This is a genomic window from Sphingomonas sp. CROZ-RG-20F-R02-07 (genome assembly GCF_022662335.1).
Taxonomy (GTDB): Bacteria; Pseudomonadota; Alphaproteobacteria; order Sphingomonadales; family Sphingomonadaceae; genus Sphingomonas.
This window is the reverse complement of record NZ_JAKNQJ010000010.1, coordinates 16,488-35,780: the sequence shown is the minus strand read 5'-3', so window position 1 is coordinate 35,780 and position 19,293 is coordinate 16,488. Positions and strand designations below refer to the sequence as shown.

The following is a 19,293-nucleotide window of genomic DNA, read 5'->3' as shown; positions in this document are numbered from 1 at the left end:
GTCGGGCTGCTGCGTCAGAGCGCCATGAAGATGCTGGCGAGCGGCAGGCTTTGCAGCAGCGTGCGCTGCGCCTTCTTCACGCCCGAGCCATCGACGACGATGGTGTCGCCGGGATAGACGTCGGGATCCGGCTGCGTGCCGCGCCGGATCGTGACGAGATCGAACGCGGCAGCCATCCGCTTGCCGCCGATCGTCCGGAAAATCGCCACGCGGTGCGGGTTGGCGAGTTCGTCGGTGCCCTTGGCGAGCGCGATCGTCTGGACCAATGTGAGCGGGCCGACCACGGGGAAGATGCCGGGCTGGCGAACCGATCCATCGACCGTGACGACGCGGCTGGCGGAATCCTTCAGCGCCACCGTTACGTTGGGGTTGCGCATATATTTCTCGTTCAGGCGCGTCTCGATCGTCTTGCCGAGCTGCGAGGTGCTGACGCCCACTGCATCGACCCGGCCGATCAGCGGCATGGTCATGCGCCCGCTCTGGTCGATCAGATAGTCGTGGCTGAGATCGGGCACCTGGAACACCGTCACGCTTACCGTATCGAGCGGCGCCAGCTTGTAGGTGTCGTCCACCGCGGCGATCTTCGGCGCGTCGGGGGCGCCGAAGTTGTGGACATTATAGGGAATGTCCCCACCACGGCTAGTCGCGCAGGCCGAGGCGAGCAACGCCAGCCCGATCGCGATCGTTCGCGCCACCAATCTGTTCCACGTCATCTTACTCGTCCTGCAATTGAAAATTGCATCGGGCCGATGCGCTTTGTTACACCTACCGTTAACGGCCTTCGCTCGCAAGCTCGGGGGCAGCACCCGTCGCCAGGAAGCGCAGATCGGCCTCCTCGATCACCGCCGCGGTCAGCACGCCCGTCCGGTATGCGCCGGTGTCGATCCCGATCCGGTTGACGCGGCGCTCGACGCCGTCGCTGATCGTGTGGCCATGGACCACCATCACCCCGTGATCGTGCGCGTCCGTCAGGAAGGGCTTGCGGATCCAGCGCAGGTCGTGCGGCTGCTGCTGCTCGATGGGCACGCCCGGGCGGATGCCGGCATGGACGAGGAGGTAATCGCCGAAGCGGAAGGTGTCGCCGAAGCCCTTCAGGAACTCGACATGCGCGGTCGGGATCGCGTCGCCCAGCACCTGCGCGATCCGCTGTTCGTCCATCGCCTGCAGCGCGGCCGCATTGACGCCGTAGCTCTCCGCGCAGGCATCGCCGCCAAAGCCCAACCAGTCATAGGCGAGGCCCGGCTCGCCGGCGAGCACGCGCAGCAGGATCTCCTCGTGATTGCCGAGCAGGAACAATGTCTTGGCGGGGAAATGCTGTAGGTTCGCCAGGCGCGCGATCACCCCGGCCGAATCCGGGCCGCGGTCGATCAGGTCGCCGAGGAACACGATTGCGGCGGTTTCCACCGGACGGTCATGGATATCGTCCTCGACCCGCGACAGAAGATCGTCGAGCAGATCGAGCCGCCCGTGGATGTCGCCGACCGCATAGAGCCGCTTGGCCGGCGGCCCGGCAAAGCTGCGCTCGGCCGCGATATTGGCCGACACACGGCGGAACAGATTCAAAATCACGCCAACCTCTAACGCCCAAGCGAACACGACCGGTCAAGTGACCGTCCCATACGCCATGCAAGATGAACGGTTACATCGTCCATAGCCGGGCATCGGCGGGGACCTGCCCGGCCGCGGCCAGCGCGTTCTTGAGGTCGGCTATCCCGCCGCCCGCGGCGAGATGGCCCGCAAGGCGCACAAAATTCTCGACCAGCGCGCGGTGCGGTACCGCCAGCACGATCAGGTCATAGTCGCCGGCCGGTTCGGCCACGAGATCCAGCCCATATTCGTGCCGCGCCTCGTCCGTCGAGACGAGCGGATCGTGCACGTCGACCGCATGGCCCAGATCGCGGAACGCGGCGATCAGGTCGGCGACCTTGGAATTGCGCAGATCGGGCACGTCAGGCTTGAAGGCGAGGCCGAGGACGAGGACGCGGCCGGCGCCGCGGCCATGCCAGTCGTGCACCGCGCGCGCCACCCAGCCCGACATGCCGTCGTTCATGGCGCGGCCCGACAGGATGATGCGCGGATCGCAGCCGAGTTCGGTCGCGCGGTGGGCGAGATAATAGGGGTCGACGCCGATACAGTGGCCGCCGACGAGGCCGGGTTCGAACTTCAGGAAGTTCCACTTGGTGCCGGCGGCCGCGAGCACGTCCCAGACCGACAGGTCCATCTTCGCGAAGATCTGCGTGATCTCGTTGACGAAGGCGATGTTGATATCGCGCTGTGCGTTCTCGATCACCTTGGCGGCCTCGGCCGCCTTGATCGAGGCGGCGCGGAACACGCCGCCGCTCGTCACTTGGCCGTAGAGGTCGGCGATCGCCTCCAGCGTCTCGGGCGTCTGGCCGGAGATCACCTTGGTGATGCGGTCGACGGTATGCTCGCGGTCGCCCGGATTGATCCGCTCGGGCGAATAGCCGAGGAAGAAGTCCGCGCCACAACGCAAGCCGCTGACGCGCTCGAGTTCCGGGCCGCATAGGTCCTCGGTGACGCCGGGATAGACCGTGCTTTCATACACCACGATCGACCGCCGCCCGGCCTTCAGCATTGCGCCCACGGTGCGCGTCGCGGCCATGACGATCCCGAGATCGGGCTTGTTGTCGGGATCGACCGGCGTCGGCACGGTGACGATGTAGAAATCGGCCTCGGGGCAGGCGGCGGGATCGGTGGTGAGGCGCAGGCTGGAGGCCGCGAGCCGGTCCGCATCGATCTCGCCCGTCCGGTCATGGCCGCGCTCCAACTCGGCGATGCGGCCGGTGTCGACGTCGAGCCCCCATGTCTCGAACGACCGCGCCAGCGCGACCGCGAGCGGCAACCCGACATAGCCGAGGCCGATCACCACGACGCGCTTGTTCTGGGCCATGCCCGCTTCCTTGGTCTGGCTGGGGGGAAAGGGGTCCCATAGCAAGGAAGGATGCCGCGACAAGCCCTGACGATGGGTCACAATATCTGGGTGTTGTCAGCCGACGCCGATCAGTCCGACTTCGACGGCATCACGCTCGCGGCGGTATAAAATCGGCTTGGTCAATCGATCGCCGCGTTCTTGCGCCGGATGCTCCCGAGATTGTGCCGAACGCATGTGTCAAAGAGATCTGGGTCGGCACCCGACGAGCGCATGAAGCGTGCCGCTAGTTCGGTTCTAGGGCCGGCGTTATGATCGGGCCGTATGGGACGCCAGGATCGCGGCCGTCAGCGCATCGCTATCGATCTCACCGGCGATGTAGCGGGCGTTGAGATGCTCGATCTCGTCGGACAGGATGCCACCCTCGTAGCGCACCGATCCTCGCGCGAAATCCACCTCGCTCTGACGCCGCGTCTGCTCGGTTTCGTTGATCGCGGGATGGCGGGAAAGGGTCGGTACCGGTTCGGTCAAGCTGGATCGTTTCCGATGACGAAGCCGGCGCCGAAGCCCGGTGGACGAGAGGTTGGAAGGGCGGCACCGTCCCGATCTTCCGGCTGAATCCTATACCACGTCTGCCGCTACGAAGCAATCTGAGGGAAGTGCTCTCACCAGATAAGCCGGCGTCTGAAATGGCGGCTCAGGTGACCAGTCGCGAGCGCCCCCGCTGCGCTCTCTTCGGCCTTAACGACCGCCACCTGACGCCCACCTCCTGCTCCGCGTCGATGCTCACATCGGGCGTGTTCGAGGAATGTTTGATCGATGGGAGAAGCATGTCTGAGGGATGGCAGGATATACCGCGTGGCACCGATGTATTACATCGGGTTTCTCGGTACCGCTGCACGGGACTCAAAGGAATGATGGTCAGTCTGCGATTAAAGGACGATCTCCTGGCGGAGATCGACCGCGTGGCGCATGCGAACGGGCAGTCACGGAGCGCGTGGATGGCCTTGGTGCTGAAACGCGCGGCCGTCGCTCCGGAGAACGAAGCGCTGCCGCTTACGGCGACGCAGGGAACAGGGCGGGCGGACGATTATGTCCGTGTCACCGTGCGGATGGATCGCAGCGAATTGGAGGCGATCGATACGGTAGGAGCACCGATGGGGCTCACGCGCGTCGAATGGATCAAGCGCACGATCCGCTGGCAGCTCTGGGACAAGGCGGGCGTTCTCCGCCTGGCACCGACCACCCAGGGCGAGCTCGGCAAGCTGCGCAAACAGGTGATCGCAATCGGCCGGAACATCAACCAGGCGGTCCACGCCATGAACGCCGCCAACCAGCCCGGGAGCTCTCTGAACATTGCTCGGATCGCCGGACCGTTTCTCGAAACGTCCGGGGAATTGCGCACCCTGCTAACAGCCCTGCGACGCACGTTGTCGTCCTGTGTCGGGGGCGAAATCCGGTATTGGACGGACCGTGGTTGGGCTGAAGACGCGTAAGTTTCAGCGCGGTGAGCTGCTGCAGGAACGTGTTGGGCAGGCGCAGATCGTCGTCGTCGAGGAGCGCCACGAATTCTCCGTGCGCCACGGCGATGCCGTGGTTGCGCGCCGCGGCTGTGCCGCTCTGCATGGGGAGCCGCTGATAGGTGATGTGCGGCATTCCCGCGCACAGCGCCGCGGTGTCGTCGGTCGAGGCATCGTCGACGACGATGATCTCGGGATCCGTGCCCCCCGCCCGCGCACTGTCAATCGTGGCGGCCAGCATTTGTACTCGATTGCGGGTCGGGATGATCCACTCAACAACGACACGATAGGATCCGAGTTCTCACTTTCGTTAGGCGGCTGTGGATGAAACCGTGTCAGGGGCAGTTGGCCCGTTATATCGATATCCAAGATACGCAAGCGTTCGTTGCTCGCGTTATAATGGCGAAATCTCGTTGATGATCGCGCGTCCCAGGATCTGCTCCATGCTCGGCTTAGGCGAATAGCGATCGATTCGGCACAGCCCGTCGCGCAGCCGGCGGTCTCCCAGTACGTTAGCAATACAAAGCTTTTTCTCAACCCGATGCTAATGAGAGATGGGCATGGCTATGCGTCTCCGAAAAGATATTCCGCCGCATAGGCCCGGTATAGCGGATCACTGGCCAGACCGTCGGCTTGCCCGATGAATCTCGCGACGAGAGCATCGCCGGCCTGCACGACTGGCGGACGGACGATGAGGCGCTGCAGCAATCGGATAGGTCGTGCCAGCCGATTGTCGAAAACGGCCTTCGCATATTGCGACGCGATCGGTCGCTTCAGCGGGCCGGGCAGTGGGAGCTGGCGCATTTTCCGTGACATCCATGGATACCAGCGCAGCTCGATCGGCGTCAGCGAGCGGTTGGGCCACCCGGTCGGCAAGGCGCACCGATCGATCTGGAGACGGTCGGCAAGCAAATCCGCAAAGCGTCGCGGATCGTCGCGAAGCAGTTCGTAGGGCATGACGATCACCGCATCCTGGCCGAATGCCCTACGGTACAGCGCGACCAGCGCATCATAGTGCCAGACCCCGGTTTCCGCTGCATCCGCCGCGACCGCTTCGAGCGGCGCCTCGCCGCCGGTACGGACATATTGCGAGTAGGACGATAGAATCATGCCACGATAGCCTCGCGTCACGATCAGGACCTTGGCGTTTGAAAACAGATCCTTGAGTGTTGCGCATACCTGTTTGCGCCGTTCGGCGATCGGAAGCGTGCTTGAGCCATCATATGGCGATGCCAACCCTTCTTCGCTGGTGACGTACCAGGCGGGCCGCGCTGTCGAGGCATCGGCGAACATCATATCGCTGGTCGACGAAAAACCCGCGATGCCGCCGATACGGTAGCGCAACTGCGAATGCGCGGCGAACCACTGCTGGAGCAGCGTCGATCCGGCCTTGGCCAACCCGACATGCAGCAGATGCCGCGGTGCGGGTCCCTCGGGTTGGACGAAGGTCACGCCCATTCGACCTCGAATTCGGTGAGCAATCCCCCGAGCATCTGCAGATTTCCCCATCGTCCCTCGATCGGCGCCACGTCCAGCACGAAGCCGCGTGCGTCGTATCCGTACATTGCCAAAGGAAAATGCGTTTCGGGGTCAATGATGGCGGCGCGTACGGCATAGCGGCCGCCCGCCAGCGGCAGGCGCGGCATTAGGCAGGTGAATATATTTCGCCCGGCGTGAAGTCGCACGGTTTCCGGCGTTTTCGCGCCGCCGATGCCGACCCATTGATCGACCGTCCAGACGGTGAAACCCCAGACCACGTCCACTGCCGTTTCGGCTTCGCACTCGAATGTCACCAGCGTCGAAGCGCCGCTTTTCGCGCGGCCGCCGTCTGGTGCGCTGATGCTGATGCTGCAGATCCGCACCGGCCCCGTGCCGCCCTGCTCTTCAGCGCCGAGCAGGCGTTGATCCTCCATCATCTGGTTGACCACCGATGCGACGTCTCCCGAGGCTACCAGCCTGCCGTGATCGAGCAACACGGCGTTGCGGCACACCGCTTGGATCTGCAGCACATTGTGCGAGATGAAGAGGACCGTTCCGCCATGGGCGAGATAATCGCGCATATGGTTGACGCACTTGCGCTGGAAAGCGAGATCGCCGACCGCGAGAACCTCATCGACTAGCAGCAGATCGGGTTTCAGATGCGCTGCAAGCGCATAGGCCAGCCGAGCGCGCATACCCGAACTATAGGATTGCAGCGGTGAATCGATGAACGCGTCGAGCTCAGCAAAGGCCACCACCTCATCCAGCAATCCAGCGTGCCGACGCTGATCGAGCCCCTGGAACATGGCGCCAAGCGCGACATTCTCGCGGCCCGTGAGCAAGGGATCAAGGCCGGTGCCGAGTTCGATGATCGCGCCGACCCGGCCCCGAACATGCACATTGCCGCGGTCGGGTTTGAGAATGCCGTAGATCGTGCGCAGCAACGTGCTCTTGCCGGCACCGTTGCGGCCCAGCACGGCCAGCGCCTCACCCGGTTCGACTGAGAGCGACACGTCGTCCAACGCCCAGAATTCATCGCGGCGCAATCCGCGCGATCCGTGACGACCGACGAGTTCGCTCGCGATATCCTGCAAGCCGTAGCGGAGTGACCTGCGGAGGCTTTGGCAATATTTCTTCGACAGCCCGGAAACCGACATGATGGTCATGTTCGCGGCACCAACCCGATCATCAGCCGCTGCAGGCCTTTTTCCATGTCTTCGCCCAGCATACGTCCGTGCAGCGGTTGCATGGCCACAAGGCGACCCGCGTCGATCAGCGTGGCGATCGCGCGCGGCACGATTCGGCGCACGAGCGGTGCGGCGAGGCAGTGGTGGATACCCGCGCCGAAGGTCAGCGCCTTGGGCCGCGGCACGTCCAGCACGATCTCCGCTGGACGATCGAACACCGCAGGATCGCGGTTTCCAGCGGCAAGCGATAGCTGGACGAGCGCACCGGCCGGAAGATCGGTGGTGCCCAGCCGCACCGGGCGCGTGGTCTTGCGTCTGATCATCGGTTCGGGGAACAGCCGCATCGCCTCCTCGACGAATATGGGCAACACATGGGGATCGGCCGACAGCCGATCCTGCAGCGTATCGTGGCGGAGCAGAGCCAAGACGCTGTATGCGATCGCGCGCGTGCTCGTGGGAACTGCCGCCAGCCACATTAGCTGAATGAGGCTGCAGCACTGAGCCCGGTCAAGCCCGGCGTCGCGCAACTCGGCGTATAATGTCGTTCGATCGGCGATACGCTCGATCGTGGCTGAGAGGACATTGAGCCAGTTTCCACCGTTCGGCACCGGCAGTGCGGCGATGAGGATGTCACGCATTCCCGCCTCATCCGGGCCGATCAGATCGCGGGCGATCGCATGCGTGATCGGCTTGGCGAATTCACCCACGATATCGAGCCGGGGCAAAATCAGCGTTTCGGCAGTCTCGCCGACCAGATCAGTGAGGCGCTTCATCTCAGCGGCCGAGAAGCGGCGCGACATGATGCGTCGTATCGGGCCGTGAAGCGGCGGACCGGCGGCCAGCATGGTGGCATCGATATTGTTGTAAGGCGCACTGGAGAAGGCGTCCGGTGACGCCAGCACGAATTGAATTTCCTCGTAGCCGATGACCAACCACGCATCGTCACGCGGCATGTGGTGGACTGGCCCGGCAGCCCGCAACGCTGCGTACATCGGAAAGGGATCGGCACGGATCGCCGGGTCGCCGAAGCTGAAATCGATTGGGCCGTTGATCGCAGGCTTGGGCGCAACTGGCGCTTCAGGGCGGCGCCAAGGCCGCGTCGAACGGTTTGTAGCCAGCCAGTCGATCACGGGGATCGCATATCCGGCGGCCCGAAGACCGTCCGCTAACCACCGCGCAACCAACGGCGGACCCACGCAGATCGCCATATCCACGCCGTCGTCGGCCGCTTGTGCCGCCGCGCTTCCGAGGAAATACGGTTCCGAGGCGGCTTCAGCCCAGAAATCCGGTTGCAGCGGTTCATCGCCAACCTGTCCGCCCCGTGCCGCCGAATAGAACGGAATGCAGGGGATCCGTGGTGCGGTTCCCGCGGTCTGCTGACCGTAAGTGGCGGTGTCGAACCCACAGTCCCTGGTATGATACCAGCCCAAATGCGTCGATGTTTCGACCACGGCTCCGGTCGCGTCCAAATATGCGCCGAGCGCGACGGCATCGCGCGCGTCGCCGAGAACGATCGAGATGCCGTAGCGCCCCTCGCCGGAAAACCACAATGGTCGCGGTGCCTGCTGGCACAGCGAATGGGCATCGGCGGTGCTCGTCTTCAAGAAATAGGCGATGGATTCGTCGTCACGGTGTTCGAGATTGGCAGCCACCGCGGTCATCATGGTCACCGCATCGCGTCGCGACAGGATCCCCGCGGCATAGGCCGCATTGGTTTCGGCCAGGCTGAGGCCAAGCGTTGCAGCGGCCCGAAAGCCGCGTGCCGTTAGCGCATCATGAATACCAAGGTTGAACAGGCCCATGAAGATTTTATTGCCGACACGGTTTTCCACCCACGATGCCGGGGCCCATCTTTCGTCAAACGCCGCGCTCGGCGACAAGCCGGTATCGGCACGAACGCGCGCATCGGCCGCGTCGATACCATCGCGAAACGTCCTGTCGTCGCGATAAAGCCGGCATCCTTGTTCGCGCCACGCCACGCCGCCACCGGACACGACCAACAGCGTCTGCGCATGAACCTTCGGCCGGATCAGCGCGCGCATGCGCGCGCCACCTTGCCGCACGCGACGCGGCAAGTGGATCATCCGAGGCGTGCCGCGACGTGCGGTCGCGCCACGCGCGCCAGCAGCCAGGCGATGGCGAGCAGCACGCCGGCGCCAAGGGTGCACGCGATAAACGCAAGCGGATCGGCCGGGCCGGTCAGCCAGGACCGTGTGGTGACGATCAACGGCGCGACCGGGTTGAGCGACAGAATACCGCCGTGCGACGCTGGATAGACCACTGGTGTCAGGAAGAACCAGAATGTGACGCCCAAGGCGAGCCCCTGACCGACATCGTCGTAGAGCAATCCGAATGGTGACAGCAGCAGCCCGATCGCGAGACCGAGCAGCGTCAGAGCAAGCACGCCGAACGGCACCAGCAGCATCGTCACGGGCATTGCCATCCCGACGACGAGCATCGTCACGCACAGAAAGGCCAGGCGGATCGCGCAATTGAGCAGCAGTTCGAGCACGCCTGCACCGATAAAGCCTTCGAGCGGCACGCGGGTGCGGGTGAGCATCTGGCGGTGCGTGTTCAACTGCTGGAGCGGGGTGTTGAGTGCCTCTACGAACGCCTGCCACAGCATCGTGCCGGCCATTACGAAGATGCCGTAAGGCAGAACCGTCGGTGCGATCGTCACCACTTTCTGCGACTGGACGACCAAGCAAACCGCCACCGATCCAAGCGAGGGCAGCAGCAGCCACAGGTAACCCAACCAAAGGCGGCGATTGCGCGATCTCAACCGACTGCGGAACAAATGCCAGGCGACCGGCAGAGAATAGATCAAGTCAGCCAGTGCGAGACGTAGAAAGTGCCGGGGACGGACAAGTGTGCGACGATCGTCGTAAACAATGTGCCCGCCCATTTCCGGTGGCCTACAAGTAGTTTGCGGGCATGTCCATCGCCCAGTTGCATGCCGCAGGCCGGCTCCATACAAGGTTGGCTATGAACCGTCTTACGCTTTCACCGCCGGCATGAAGGACACGTGTCTCGCCGCGTCGATGCGCAAGGCGATAGAATTCATGGAAGACACGCAGCTCGCCTCCGGCGAAGTGCCGGTGCTGATGACGACCGATCCGGAGATGCGACGGGGCTGCGTCGCCGATCCATCCGTTTTTCCAACCGCGGTCATCTTGACCGTGCTTGCCGACGTGCCGGCGGCGGCTGGTATCGCCGAGCGGGCGCGCGCGTTTCTGTTGGGTGAAATGGACGGCGACGGCTTGTGGAAACACTGGACGCGCGATCATCCCTATCATTGTACCCTACCGCCCGATCTCGACGACAGCGCATGCGCTTCGACGGCCCTGCTGTCATCCGGCGAAGTGCCAGACAACCGCCAGATCTTGCTAGCGAACCGGCGAGGCGACGGCCTGTTCCTGACCTGGGTGATCCCGCGTTTACGCTGGACCACGCGGCGGCACCGCATGATCATGCTGCGTCAACTGCGCCACCTGCCGGTGCTCGTGCAATTCTTTCGACTGACTTCGGCCAGGCGGGGCGATGTGGACGCTGTGGTCAACGCCAATTGCCTTTTCTACCTTCAAGATTTCGTCGGCCGGGAACATGTGGTGAGGTATCTGGTCTCTATCATTGTCGAGGGCCGGGAGGCGGCAAGTGATAAATGGTACGACAACCCGTTCGTGGTTCGATATTTCATCGCGCGCGCCATCGCCACCGCCGCACCGGAACGATGCGTGCACCTCGTGGCGCCGCTGACGAACGTCGATCCCATGAGCGCGCTGGATATCGCGCTGGCGATCGGCGCCGCGCGGCTTTGCGGTGCGGCCGTCCCGCCCGCCTGGATCGCCCGGTTGGTCGAGCTGCAGATAGCATCGGGTGCCTGGCCGATCGCAGCAGTCTATCATGGCGGCCGGCGGTGGGCGGGGCGTGGTTTTGATCCGCCCCATCCCAATACGCCGCATTGGGGATCGGAGCAGATGACCACGGCATTCTGCATCGCAGCCTTGTGGTTTGTGTGCGGTGAAGTCTGACGCTGCAGCGGCGCTGCGCAAGCGTGTGATCCGCGTGCCCGGCTTCCGGATCCTGCGTATGGGCGAGTGGTGGCAGTTCAAGATCGCGCCTGCGCTGGCGGTGTCCTACGCCACCGCGATCCTGACTGGGGTTTCGATATTCTCGCTTTGGCGTGTGTTGCTGGCGTTGCTGCTCGCGCTTGGATCGGGCGCGGCGTTCGTCAGCATTTTGAACGACGCCTGCGACCGCGCCGACGATGCGATGGCGGCCAAGCCCAACCGGCTGGCCGGGCGATCGCCTGTTTTCATCACGGTCGCTTTGGCGATCCCCGCCGGGCTCGGCATGGCGATCGGCTGCGCATGGCTTGGCGATTCGGCGCTGCTGACGGCATATTGCGGCGCCTGGATCGCGTTTGCCGCCTATTCGCTGCCGCCGCTGCGGCTCAAGGCACGTGGTCTTGCCGGGCTGTTCGCCGATGCCGCCGGCGCGCATCTCTTCCCGGCCCTGATGGCCGCGCTGGTGGTCCTGAACGGGGCGGGGCGGTCCGATCCGGCTTGGATATCGGCGATCGGCTGCTGGTCGTTTGCCTATGGCCTGCGCGGCATCATGTGGCATCAGCTCAGCGATGCCGAAGCCGATCGTGCTGCCGGCGTCCAAAGTTTCGTTGTCGCGACATCGCCGCAAGCGGTGAAGAGGCTCGCCCGTTATCTGGTTTTTCCGGTGGAATGTGCAGCGCTTGGCGTCGTGATCTGGCGACTGGACGAGCCATTCCTCTTTTTGACCTTGATCGGCTACGCGCTCTTGGTTGCGGGCAAGATGGCGTATCTTGGAATGCGTCCGGTCGTCGTCGGGATCCGCGAAAACTATTTTATCCTGATGGGCGAATATTATATCGTGATATTGCCGCTCTCGCTGTTGTCGATCGCGGTCGTGCGACACGGGGCCGATGTCGTCGTGGCTGGGATCGATATCGCCTTGTTCGCCGTTGCGATTGTGCCGAGCATAAAAGGTGCCAAGCGGGTGGTCTTGGGGTGTTGCAGTGAAATTCGCTATCGCCTGCTGCATCGTTGATCATGCGGGTACGAAATTGAGGCGCCGACGCGAACCCGCTTGGGTCGATCTTGTGGTGCCGCACGGCGCCCGGTCTGGCCAATAGCCTCTCGTCTAGGGTTGCGCATCGCGGTCGAGCTGGCGAGCGATAGAGGCCTGCTCTGTGGGCGGCGCGGTGCCCGGCGGCATGTCGCCCGCCCTGTCCAGCGCCGGCATGGCGCTGCCGATCACCTGCCGGCGCGCGCGCAGCGCGGCGCGGAGATAGGGCACGGCCAGGGCCCGGAAGCGGCGCGGCGTCGTGCCGAGAAAGCGGCGGCCGTCGCGGTTGAAGTGCGAGGCGTCGTGATAGGGCGGCGGGGCAGGGGTGTCCTGGCCGTCCAGCAGCATCGGGACGATCGCGCGGATGATGCGGCTGCGCATCAGCAGGATCTTGGGCGGAAAGCCGAAATAGCGTTTCGACAGGCGGCGCAGCGTCCGGACGGTGATGCCCATGGCCTTGGCCGCCACGGGCAGATCGTCGGTGCGATCGTCGGCGATCAGCGTCATGATCCGTGCGATCAGCGGCTCGTCGCGGTTGGGCGGGGCCAGATGGCGTAGTAGGAACGCGTCAAGCCGGTCTTTCACCTCGAGCGCATGGTCCGAGGCCTGCAGCGTGTCGACGAGTTCGGTGACCCATTCGGTCGGCAGCACCTCGCCCAGCGGCGTGATCCGGTCGCGCAGCGCTTCTGCATCGGCGCCGAACAGCCGCGCCCAGCCGAGCGGGCTCACATCGATCACCACCGTCGTCCCGCCGCTTGCCATCGTCGGCATGGCGCGGCTCGTCACGCCGTAGAGGATCGCCGATTTGAGCGGATCATAGGAGCGGTTGCCGATGCGCACGCGGATCGGCCCGGCCGTCAGCACGATCCAGATCTGCGCCCATCCCGGCAGCATCCATTCGACCGGCCGGTCGGGTGCCAGCAGGGCGAGATCGGAATCGAGCACGGCATAGCTGGGGAACAGCGCCTCCAGCGCCGGATCGGGCCGTTCGTAGCGCAGCGCGGTGCCGGCCGGGAGGCCGAAATCCGCGGCCGCGATGCCGGGCGTGTGGCTTCCGCTTTCGATCATCGATCTCTTCCCGAGCCGCGGGATATCGCGCCTTCGTCATTTCTTACCAAAACCATGGCGTGCCCGGTACGACGATTGACGCTCCGAAGCCATCGCTCCTAGGCCTGACCGGTCGCATGGGCGACCATGGACAGGGGGCAGGGCCGGCATCGCGGATCGACGGGGGTATATCCGCGATGCCGTTGCCGAACGCGACTCCCGGCGTGGCGCCAACAGGGGGAATGACATGGTTTCGATCGGTACGGCGGTGCGCATGCGTTCCTCGGTGCGCAACATGGCGCTGCTCGGCTCGGCACTCGGCTCGACGCTCGTCGTCCAACCGGCCGCGGCGCAGAACCAGAGCTTTACCGGCCCCACCAACTATCAGAATGGCGGCACGATTTCGGGCGGGCCGACTACCGTCAGCGCCACGACCGCGACGGGCGACATCAGCCTCGACCTGGACACAGTGATCGCGGCCAATCCGGGCTCAGGCACCGCCACGCCCGGCACCAACGCGGCGATCTATGCGGCCAACAGCGGCACGGGCAACGTCAACATAAAGGACGTGAACGCCACCATCACCGGCACCGGCGCGAGCAACGGCATCTTCGCCTCCGCGCAAGGCGGCACCGTGGCCATCACCCAGACCGGCAAGGTCGACGCCACCAACGCCGCCAATGGCCGCGGCATCGCGGTCGTGACGAACGGGGGGACGATCACGATCAACGCCAACGAGGCCGATGGCGGCCTGCGCGGCATCTATACCGGCACCACGGGTGGAACGGCCGCGTTGGCGTCGCTGACCACGATCAACGTCGTCACCGCCCAATCGACGGGCGCCGCCAACCAGCCCAACGCGATCATCGCACAGGGCGACCGGGTGATCCTGAACAGCGGCACCGCCAGCCTGACCAACAGCGCCGGCACCAACGGCACCGCGATCTTCGTCAATGCCGGCACCAGCGCGGTGGTGACGGCGGGCACCACCAACGCCTTCGGCCAGGGCCAGGCGGGGATCATCGCCGCGGCCGACGGCACGCTCGACCTCACCAGCGGCACCGTTCACACCACCCAGAATTCGGATGGCATCAGCATCCAGGGCGGCAACGCCATCACGGTGCGCAGCGGCACGATCCAGCTCGATGGCGCGAACAGCGGCTATGCCCTGGTGCTCGGCGGCAACGAGGGCGGCAACTTCACCTCCGGCCCGAACGGCATCGGCTATGCCTCGGCCAACGTCACCAGCGGCTCGATCACCAGCGCCGGTGCCAATACCTCCGGCATCTATGCGACGCCCAACGGCGCGGGCACCACGGCGATCACCAGCGGCACGATCACGATGACGGGCGCGAATGCCACCGCCATCAATGTGAGGCCGATCGGCACCGGGGTCATGACCGGCGCCACCACGATCGCCAGCACGACGATCAACGCTTCGGGCACAGGCGCCTCGGGCATCGTCGTCGCCAGCGGCAATACGACCGCGCCGGTTTCGATCACGAGCGGCACGATCGCGGTGACGAACGGCACGGGCATCTCGGTCACGGCCGGCCCGACGACGATCGCGAGCACCGAGATCGATACGAACAACGGTTCGGGCATTGTCGTCCAGGGAGCCGGGCTTGCCACCGTGACCAGCGGGCTGGTCAAGAACATGGGGACGGGCAACGCGCAGGCCATTTCCGTCCAGAGCGATGCGGTAAATCTCACCAGCAATTCGATCACGGGCGGCGGCAGCGGGATCAGCGTCAGCGCCAACGGAACGGCCGATACCACGATCGCCAGCGGCAGTATGGCGCTGACAGCGGTGGCGTCGAGCAGGGCTACGTCGCTGAATGGGATCGGCCTTAGCGCGATCGAGGCGGGCACCGGCAATCTCGCCATCACCAGCGGCAGCCTCGTCTATACCGGTACGGGCAACACGTTCGGCATCCAAGGCCAAGCCGTGGGTGGCGGCAACCTGACGATCACCAGCGGCACGGTGTCGGCGATCGGCAATGGCGGTTACGCCATCCTTGGCTTGACCAGCAGCGGCGCCCTCTCGATCACCAGTACGGGCAACGTCACGACGGTGGGCACCACACGCGCGGCGGCCGGCCAGACCGACGCCGCATCGCAGCGTTATGCCAACGGCATCGACGCGTTCAGCCTGACCGGCGCGGTATCGGTGACGAACAGCGGCACGATCTCGACGGCGGGCACGACCGCGCGCGGCATCGACGTCGAGGCTGGTCGCGCGAAGACGACGTTCGGCGCGCCGGGCACCACCGCCAGCACCGCCGCTTTGTCGGTCAACAACACCGGCACCGTCACCACCGGCGGCGCGACCGCCAACGCGATCAACGTCGCGTCCGACGCCAACACGCTGACGATCGCGAGCAACGCGGTGTCGACCAGCGGCGCGGGTTCGGTCGGCATCAATGTCGGCGCCTCGACGGGCGCGAACACGATCACCAGCACCAGCGCGACCACCTCGGGCACGGGCGCCAACGCGATCAACATCGTCTCCACTACGGGCGCGATCAACCTGACGAGCACCACCGCCAGCACGTCCGGCGTCGGGTCGCAGGCGATCTATGCGCAGACGACCGACGGCAACATCACGATCAACGCCGGCACCACCACGACCACCGCGACGGGCACCGGCGCGGGCGGGATGACGTCGGACGGCGTCATCGGCTATGCCTCGGGCGCGGGCGCGGTCACGATCGTCAGCGGCACCGCCTCGACCGCGGGCTATAACGCGAACGCAGTGCTGGGCACGGGGGGCGGTGCGGTGAGCATCACCGCCGGCACGACCTCCACGACGGGCGGCCAGGTCTCGTCGATCTACGGGCGCAGCCGCACCGCGGACCTGACGATCAACGCCGGCACGACGACCGCGACCGGGCAGAACAGCTATGCGGTCGAAGGTCATGCCAACACCGGCAACCTGTCGATCACCAGCGGCACCGTGAGCGCGGCGCTGGGCAACGCGATCTTCGGCGACGCTGGCGGCAAGGTCACCGTCAACGCGACGACGGCCAATGCGAGCGGCGATGGCGGCGCGGGCGTCTATGTCACGGGCGGCACCGGCGTCACGCTCAACATCGGCAGCGCGTCCTCGACGGGCACGATCGCGACCAATGCGAGCACCGGCCAGGTGTACCGCGCCGATGCGATCTATGCCGCAGCGACCACGGGCACGATCAACGCGGTGGTCGGATCGGCCAGCGCGCGGGGCGCCAATGCGGACGCCATCCACCTGATCGCCAATGGCACGGGCGGGGGCGTCACGCTCGCGGTCAACGGCGCGGTGTCGTCGGCGGGCGGTTACGGCGTGTTCATCGATCCGCCGGGCGCCAACAGCGTGACGGTCGCATCGGGCGCGAGCGTCTCGGGCGCGGTCGCCGGCATCGACGCGGTGGGGGCGACCAACAGCATCGTCAATCTGGGCAGCGTCTCCAGTTCGGGCGGGCCCGGCATCCTCGCCTCGGGCACGACGACGCTCGACAACAGCGGCGCGATTGCGGGCGCGAACGGCATCGCGGTGCAGCTGGGCGCGACCAACGACACCGTGATCCTGCGCACCGGTTCGGCGATCACCGGCACCGTCGCGGGCGGGGGCGGCACCGATGCCGCGGTGCTGATCGGCACCAGCGGCCGGGCGACCGCGACGCAGCAGGTGGCGAACTTCTCGGGCTTCGACAACCTGACCGTGCAGAGCGGCTACTGGACCGCGCCTCCGACCGGCACGACCGCGGTGAACGCCACGACGATCGCCAGCGGCGCCGCGTTCGAGGTCGCGAACGGCACCACCGGAATCGCGGGCTACACCTCGTCCACCTATGCCGACAACGGCACTCTGGTGGTGCGCAGCGGCACCGCATCGGGCGGTAGCACCTTCGGCGCCGCGACCGTGATGGGCACGGGCGGCGTGCTCTTCACCGGCACGGGCACCGCGACGCTGGACGGCACCAACAGCCTCCGCAACACCGGCACCAACACCGTCGATGCGGGCAGCACGCTGCTCGTAACCGGTACGCAGGGCGGAACCTTCGTCAACAACGGCACGGTGCAGGTCGGCACCGGCGGCAACTTCACCGGGACGCTCGCCGACAACGGCACGCTGATCTCCAGCCGCTCCGACAGCTACACCTTCGCCGGCGCGCTGACGGGATCGGGCACCTTCGTGAAGCAGGGCGCGGGCAGCGTCGTGTTCGGCAGCAACTACGGCTTCACCGGCACGACCGTGCTGAACGGCGGGTCGATCCGGCTGTCGACGCCCGTTGCCGCCTCGACGATGCTCGATGCGGAGGGCACCGGCACCTACGACCTGTCGGGCAACACGCAGACGATCGCGCAGCTCTCGGGCGCCAGCACCGGTGCCACCGTCAACATCGCGAACGGCGCGCTGACGGTGAACCAGGCGGGCAACACCAGCTTTGCGGGCTCGATCACCGGCAATGGCAGCCTGACGAAGAGCGGCGCCGGATCGCTCAACCTGACCGGCACCAACACCTATGCCGGCCCGACGACGATCACGGGCGGTCGCCTGGCGGTGAACGGCAGCATCACGTCGCCGGTCACGGTGTTCATGGGTGGGACGCTCGGCGGCAACGGCACGGTCGGCTCCACCACGGTCGCGAGCGGGGGCATCTTCGCGCCGGGCAATTCGATCGGCACGCTCAACGTCGCGGGCAATGTCGCGTTCGCGGCGGGTTCGATCTACCAGGTCGAGGCCAATGCGGCGGGCCAGGCGGACCGGACCAACGTCACCGGCACCGCGACGCTGTCGGGCGGCACGGTGCAGGTGCTGGCGGCGAGCGGCGTCTATGCGCCGCTCACCAGCTACACGATCCTCACCGCGGCGGGCGGGGTGACCGGGCAATTCGCCGGCGCGACCTCCAATCTCGCCTTCCTCACGCCGGCGCTCACCTATGGCGCGAATGCGGTGACGCTGTCGCTCGGGCGCAACGATATCAGCTTCGCCTCGCAGGCGACCGCGCCCAACGGCGTGGCGGTGGCCAATGCGGTCGCGGCGCGCGGGCTTGGCGATACGGTCTACAACGCGGTGCTCGTCCAGACCGCGAACGGCGCCGGCCAGGCGTTCAACCGGCTGTCGGGCGAGATCCACGCGACCATCCCGACCGCGATGATCGACAGCGACCGCCGCGTCCGCGACGCGATCCTCGACCGCGCGCGCGTGGCGCAGGGTGACGGTCTCGGCCTCTGGATGCAGGGGCTCGACACCTATGCCTATTCGCGCGACCAGGCACAGGCGTTCGGCTTCCACACCAACCGGATCGGCGTCTATGGCGGCATCGACTATGCGGTGGCCGGCTTCCGGATCGGCGTCAGCGGCGGCTATTTCGACGACAAGCTGCGCGTGCCCGCGCTCGCCAGCCGCGCCGATATCGAGACCGACCTGATCGGCGGCAGCATCAGCTATGCAGCCCTCGGCGGCCGGCTGAACGCCACCGCGGGCGTGACCCAGGCCTGGCACCATGTCGACACCACGCGCACGGTGGACGTGCCCGGCCTCGCCGGCGCCTATATCGCCGCCTATGAGATCCGCACGACGCAGGCCTTCGGCGAGCTGGGCTTCGCGCTGCTGCAGGGCCCGGTCTCGCTCACCCCGTTCGTGCGCTACGATTACGACCGGTCGCGCGCAGACGGCTTTGCCGAGATCGGCGGCCCCGCCGCGCTGAACGTGGCCGCCGAGCGCCGCCACAACGAATTCGGAACGGCGGGCGCGCGGATCGCGGCCTCCTATCCGATCGGGGGCGATCTCGTGATCGAGCCGCATGCCTCGGCCGCCTATCTGCGCACCTGGGACCGGCTCTATTCGACGCGGCTGGAGACGTTCGGGGGCACGGGGCCGGCGTTCGGCGTCACCGGCGACCGCCTCGGCCGCGACAATCTCGATGCGAGCGGCGGGATCGACCTCATCGTCTCCACGCATATCCGCATCGGCGCGACCGGCTATGTCATGCGCTCCAGTGAATGGCGCGATTACGGCGGCAAGGGCTCGGTCAGCGTGCGGTTCTGATCGATCGGAGTTTTCCCGGAAGGGGAGACCCCGCCC

At 65.9% G+C, this 19,293-nt stretch carries 14 protein-coding genes; 5 read left to right on the top strand and 9 right to left on the bottom strand.

What is annotated here, in order from left to right:
- Positions 1 to 14: 14 nt before the first annotated feature.
- The 4 genes from L8H00_RS14055 to L8H00_RS14040 all read right to left on the bottom strand — a co-directional run bounded on the left by L8H00_RS14055 (position 15) and on the right by L8H00_RS14040 (position 3,421).
- The gene (locus L8H00_RS14055; RefSeq protein WP_242097931.1) at positions 15 to 713 is read right to left on the bottom strand and encodes a polysaccharide biosynthesis/export family protein; all 699 of its coding nucleotides are present in this window, start codon (positions 711 to 713) and stop codon (positions 15 to 17) included.
- A 58-nt stretch (positions 714 to 771) separates the two neighbouring features.
- Positions 772 to 1,569, bottom strand: a complete 798-nt coding sequence (locus L8H00_RS14050; protein ID WP_242097930.1) for a metallophosphoesterase — start codon at positions 1,567 to 1,569, stop codon at positions 772 to 774.
- Between the two features lie 70 nt (positions 1,570 to 1,639).
- On the bottom strand, positions 1,640 to 2,911 hold the full coding sequence (locus tag L8H00_RS14045) for a nucleotide sugar dehydrogenase (protein WP_242097929.1): 1,272 nt from the start codon (positions 2,909 to 2,911) through the stop codon (positions 1,640 to 1,642).
- 288 nt (positions 2,912 to 3,199) lie between these two features.
- The gene (locus L8H00_RS14040; protein ID WP_242097928.1) at positions 3,200 to 3,421 is read right to left on the bottom strand and encodes an antitoxin VbhA family protein; all 222 of its coding nucleotides are present in this window, start codon (positions 3,419 to 3,421) and stop codon (positions 3,200 to 3,202) included.
- Positions 3,422 to 3,804: 383 nt separating this feature from the next.
- Between L8H00_RS14040 and L8H00_RS14035 the strand changes: the two genes are divergently transcribed.
- Both L8H00_RS14035 and L8H00_RS14030 read left to right on the top strand, forming a co-directional pair.
- A complete protein-coding gene (locus tag L8H00_RS14035; protein ID WP_242097927.1) occupies positions 3,805 to 4,386 on the top strand; it encodes a hypothetical protein in 582 nt (193 codons plus the stop codon).
- Positions 4,364 to 4,738, top strand: a complete 375-nt coding sequence (locus L8H00_RS14030) for a hypothetical protein (protein ID WP_242097926.1) — start codon at positions 4,364 to 4,366, stop codon at positions 4,736 to 4,738. Before L8H00_RS14035 ends, L8H00_RS14030 begins: the two co-directional genes overlap by 23 nt.
- 236 nt (positions 4,739 to 4,974) lie before the next feature.
- Here L8H00_RS14030 and L8H00_RS14025 read toward each other — a convergent pair whose 3' ends face one another.
- The 4 genes from L8H00_RS14025 to L8H00_RS14010 are packed head-to-tail and all read right to left on the bottom strand — an operon-like array spanning position 4,975 to position 9,981.
- Positions 4,975 to 5,868 (bottom strand): sulfotransferase, encoded by an 894-nt coding sequence (locus L8H00_RS14025; protein WP_242097925.1) that lies wholly within the window; start codon positions 5,866 to 5,868, stop codon positions 4,975 to 4,977.
- A complete protein-coding gene (locus tag L8H00_RS14020; RefSeq protein ID WP_242097924.1) occupies positions 5,859 to 7,055 on the bottom strand; it encodes an ATP-binding cassette domain-containing protein in 1,197 nt (398 codons plus the stop codon). The genes L8H00_RS14025 and L8H00_RS14020 overlap by 10 nt, the downstream gene beginning before the upstream one ends.
- Positions 7,052 to 9,118, bottom strand: a complete 2,067-nt coding sequence (locus L8H00_RS14015; RefSeq protein WP_242097923.1) for a cytochrome P450 — start codon at positions 9,116 to 9,118, stop codon at positions 7,052 to 7,054. The genes L8H00_RS14020 and L8H00_RS14015 overlap by 4 nt, the downstream gene beginning before the upstream one ends.
- A 38-nt stretch (positions 9,119 to 9,156) precedes the next feature.
- Positions 9,157 to 9,981 (bottom strand): ABC transporter permease, encoded by an 825-nt coding sequence (locus L8H00_RS14010; RefSeq protein WP_242097922.1) that lies wholly within the window; start codon positions 9,979 to 9,981, stop codon positions 9,157 to 9,159.
- 157 nt (positions 9,982 to 10,138) lie between these two features.
- On the opposite strand from L8H00_RS14010, the gene L8H00_RS14005 reads away from it, so the two are divergent.
- Positions 10,139 to 11,107 carry a hypothetical protein gene (locus L8H00_RS14005; protein WP_242097921.1) on the top strand — a complete coding sequence of 323 codons (969 nt, stop codon included), beginning with the start codon at positions 10,139 to 10,141 and terminating at the stop codon, positions 11,105 to 11,107.
- Complete coding sequence (locus tag L8H00_RS14000; protein ID WP_242097920.1) at positions 11,097 to 12,158, top strand: UbiA family prenyltransferase; 1,062 nt, start codon at positions 11,097 to 11,099, stop codon at positions 12,156 to 12,158. Before L8H00_RS14005 ends, L8H00_RS14000 begins: the two co-directional genes overlap by 11 nt.
- Before the next feature lie 93 nt (positions 12,159 to 12,251).
- Here L8H00_RS14000 and L8H00_RS13995 read toward each other — a convergent pair whose 3' ends face one another.
- Positions 12,252 to 13,244 (bottom strand): helix-turn-helix domain-containing protein, encoded by a 993-nt coding sequence (locus L8H00_RS13995; RefSeq protein WP_242097919.1) that lies wholly within the window; start codon positions 13,242 to 13,244, stop codon positions 12,252 to 12,254.
- Between the two features lie 226 nt (positions 13,245 to 13,470).
- Here L8H00_RS13995 and L8H00_RS13990 point away from each other — a divergent pair, with 226 nt between their 5' ends.
- Positions 13,471 to 19,257, top strand: coding sequence for an autotransporter-associated beta strand repeat-containing protein (locus L8H00_RS13990; protein ID WP_242097918.1), 5,787 nt, complete (start codon positions 13,471 to 13,473; stop codon positions 19,255 to 19,257).
- Positions 19,258 to 19,293 lie beyond the last annotated feature (36 nt).

What these genes read in the sequence shown, in the direction of transcription:
- L8H00_RS14055 (WP_242097931.1), bottom strand. Translation starts at nt 713, where the DNA reads ATGACGTGGAACAGATTGGTGGCGCGAACGATCGCGATCGGGCTGGCG.
- L8H00_RS14045 (WP_242097929.1), bottom strand. Translation starts at nt 2,911, where the DNA reads ATGGCCCAGAACAAGCGCGTCGTGGTGATCGGCCTCGGCTATGTCGGG.
- L8H00_RS14035 (WP_242097927.1), top strand. Translation starts at nt 3,805, where the DNA reads ATGATGGTCAGTCTGCGATTAAAGGACGATCTCCTGGCGGAGATCGAC.
- L8H00_RS14025 (WP_242097925.1), bottom strand. Translation starts at nt 5,868, where the DNA reads ATGGGCGTGACCTTCGTCCAACCCGAGGGACCCGCACCGCGGCATCTG.
- L8H00_RS14020 (WP_242097924.1), bottom strand. Translation starts at nt 7,055, where the DNA reads ATGACCATCATGTCGGTTTCCGGGCTGTCGAAGAAATATTGCCAAAGC.
- L8H00_RS14015 (WP_242097923.1), bottom strand. Translation starts at nt 9,118, where the DNA reads ATGCGCGCGCTGATCCGGCCGAAGGTTCATGCGCAGACGCTGTTGGTC.
- L8H00_RS14010 (WP_242097922.1), bottom strand. Translation starts at nt 9,981, where the DNA reads ATGGGCGGGCACATTGTTTACGACGATCGTCGCACACTTGTCCGTCCC.
- L8H00_RS14005 (WP_242097921.1), top strand. Translation starts at nt 10,139, where the DNA reads ATGGAAGACACGCAGCTCGCCTCCGGCGAAGTGCCGGTGCTGATGACG.
- L8H00_RS13995 (WP_242097919.1), bottom strand. Translation starts at nt 13,244, where the DNA reads ATGATCGAAAGCGGAAGCCACACGCCCGGCATCGCGGCCGCGGATTTC.
- L8H00_RS13990 (WP_242097918.1), top strand. Translation starts at nt 13,471, where the DNA reads ATGGTTTCGATCGGTACGGCGGTGCGCATGCGTTCCTCGGTGCGCAAC.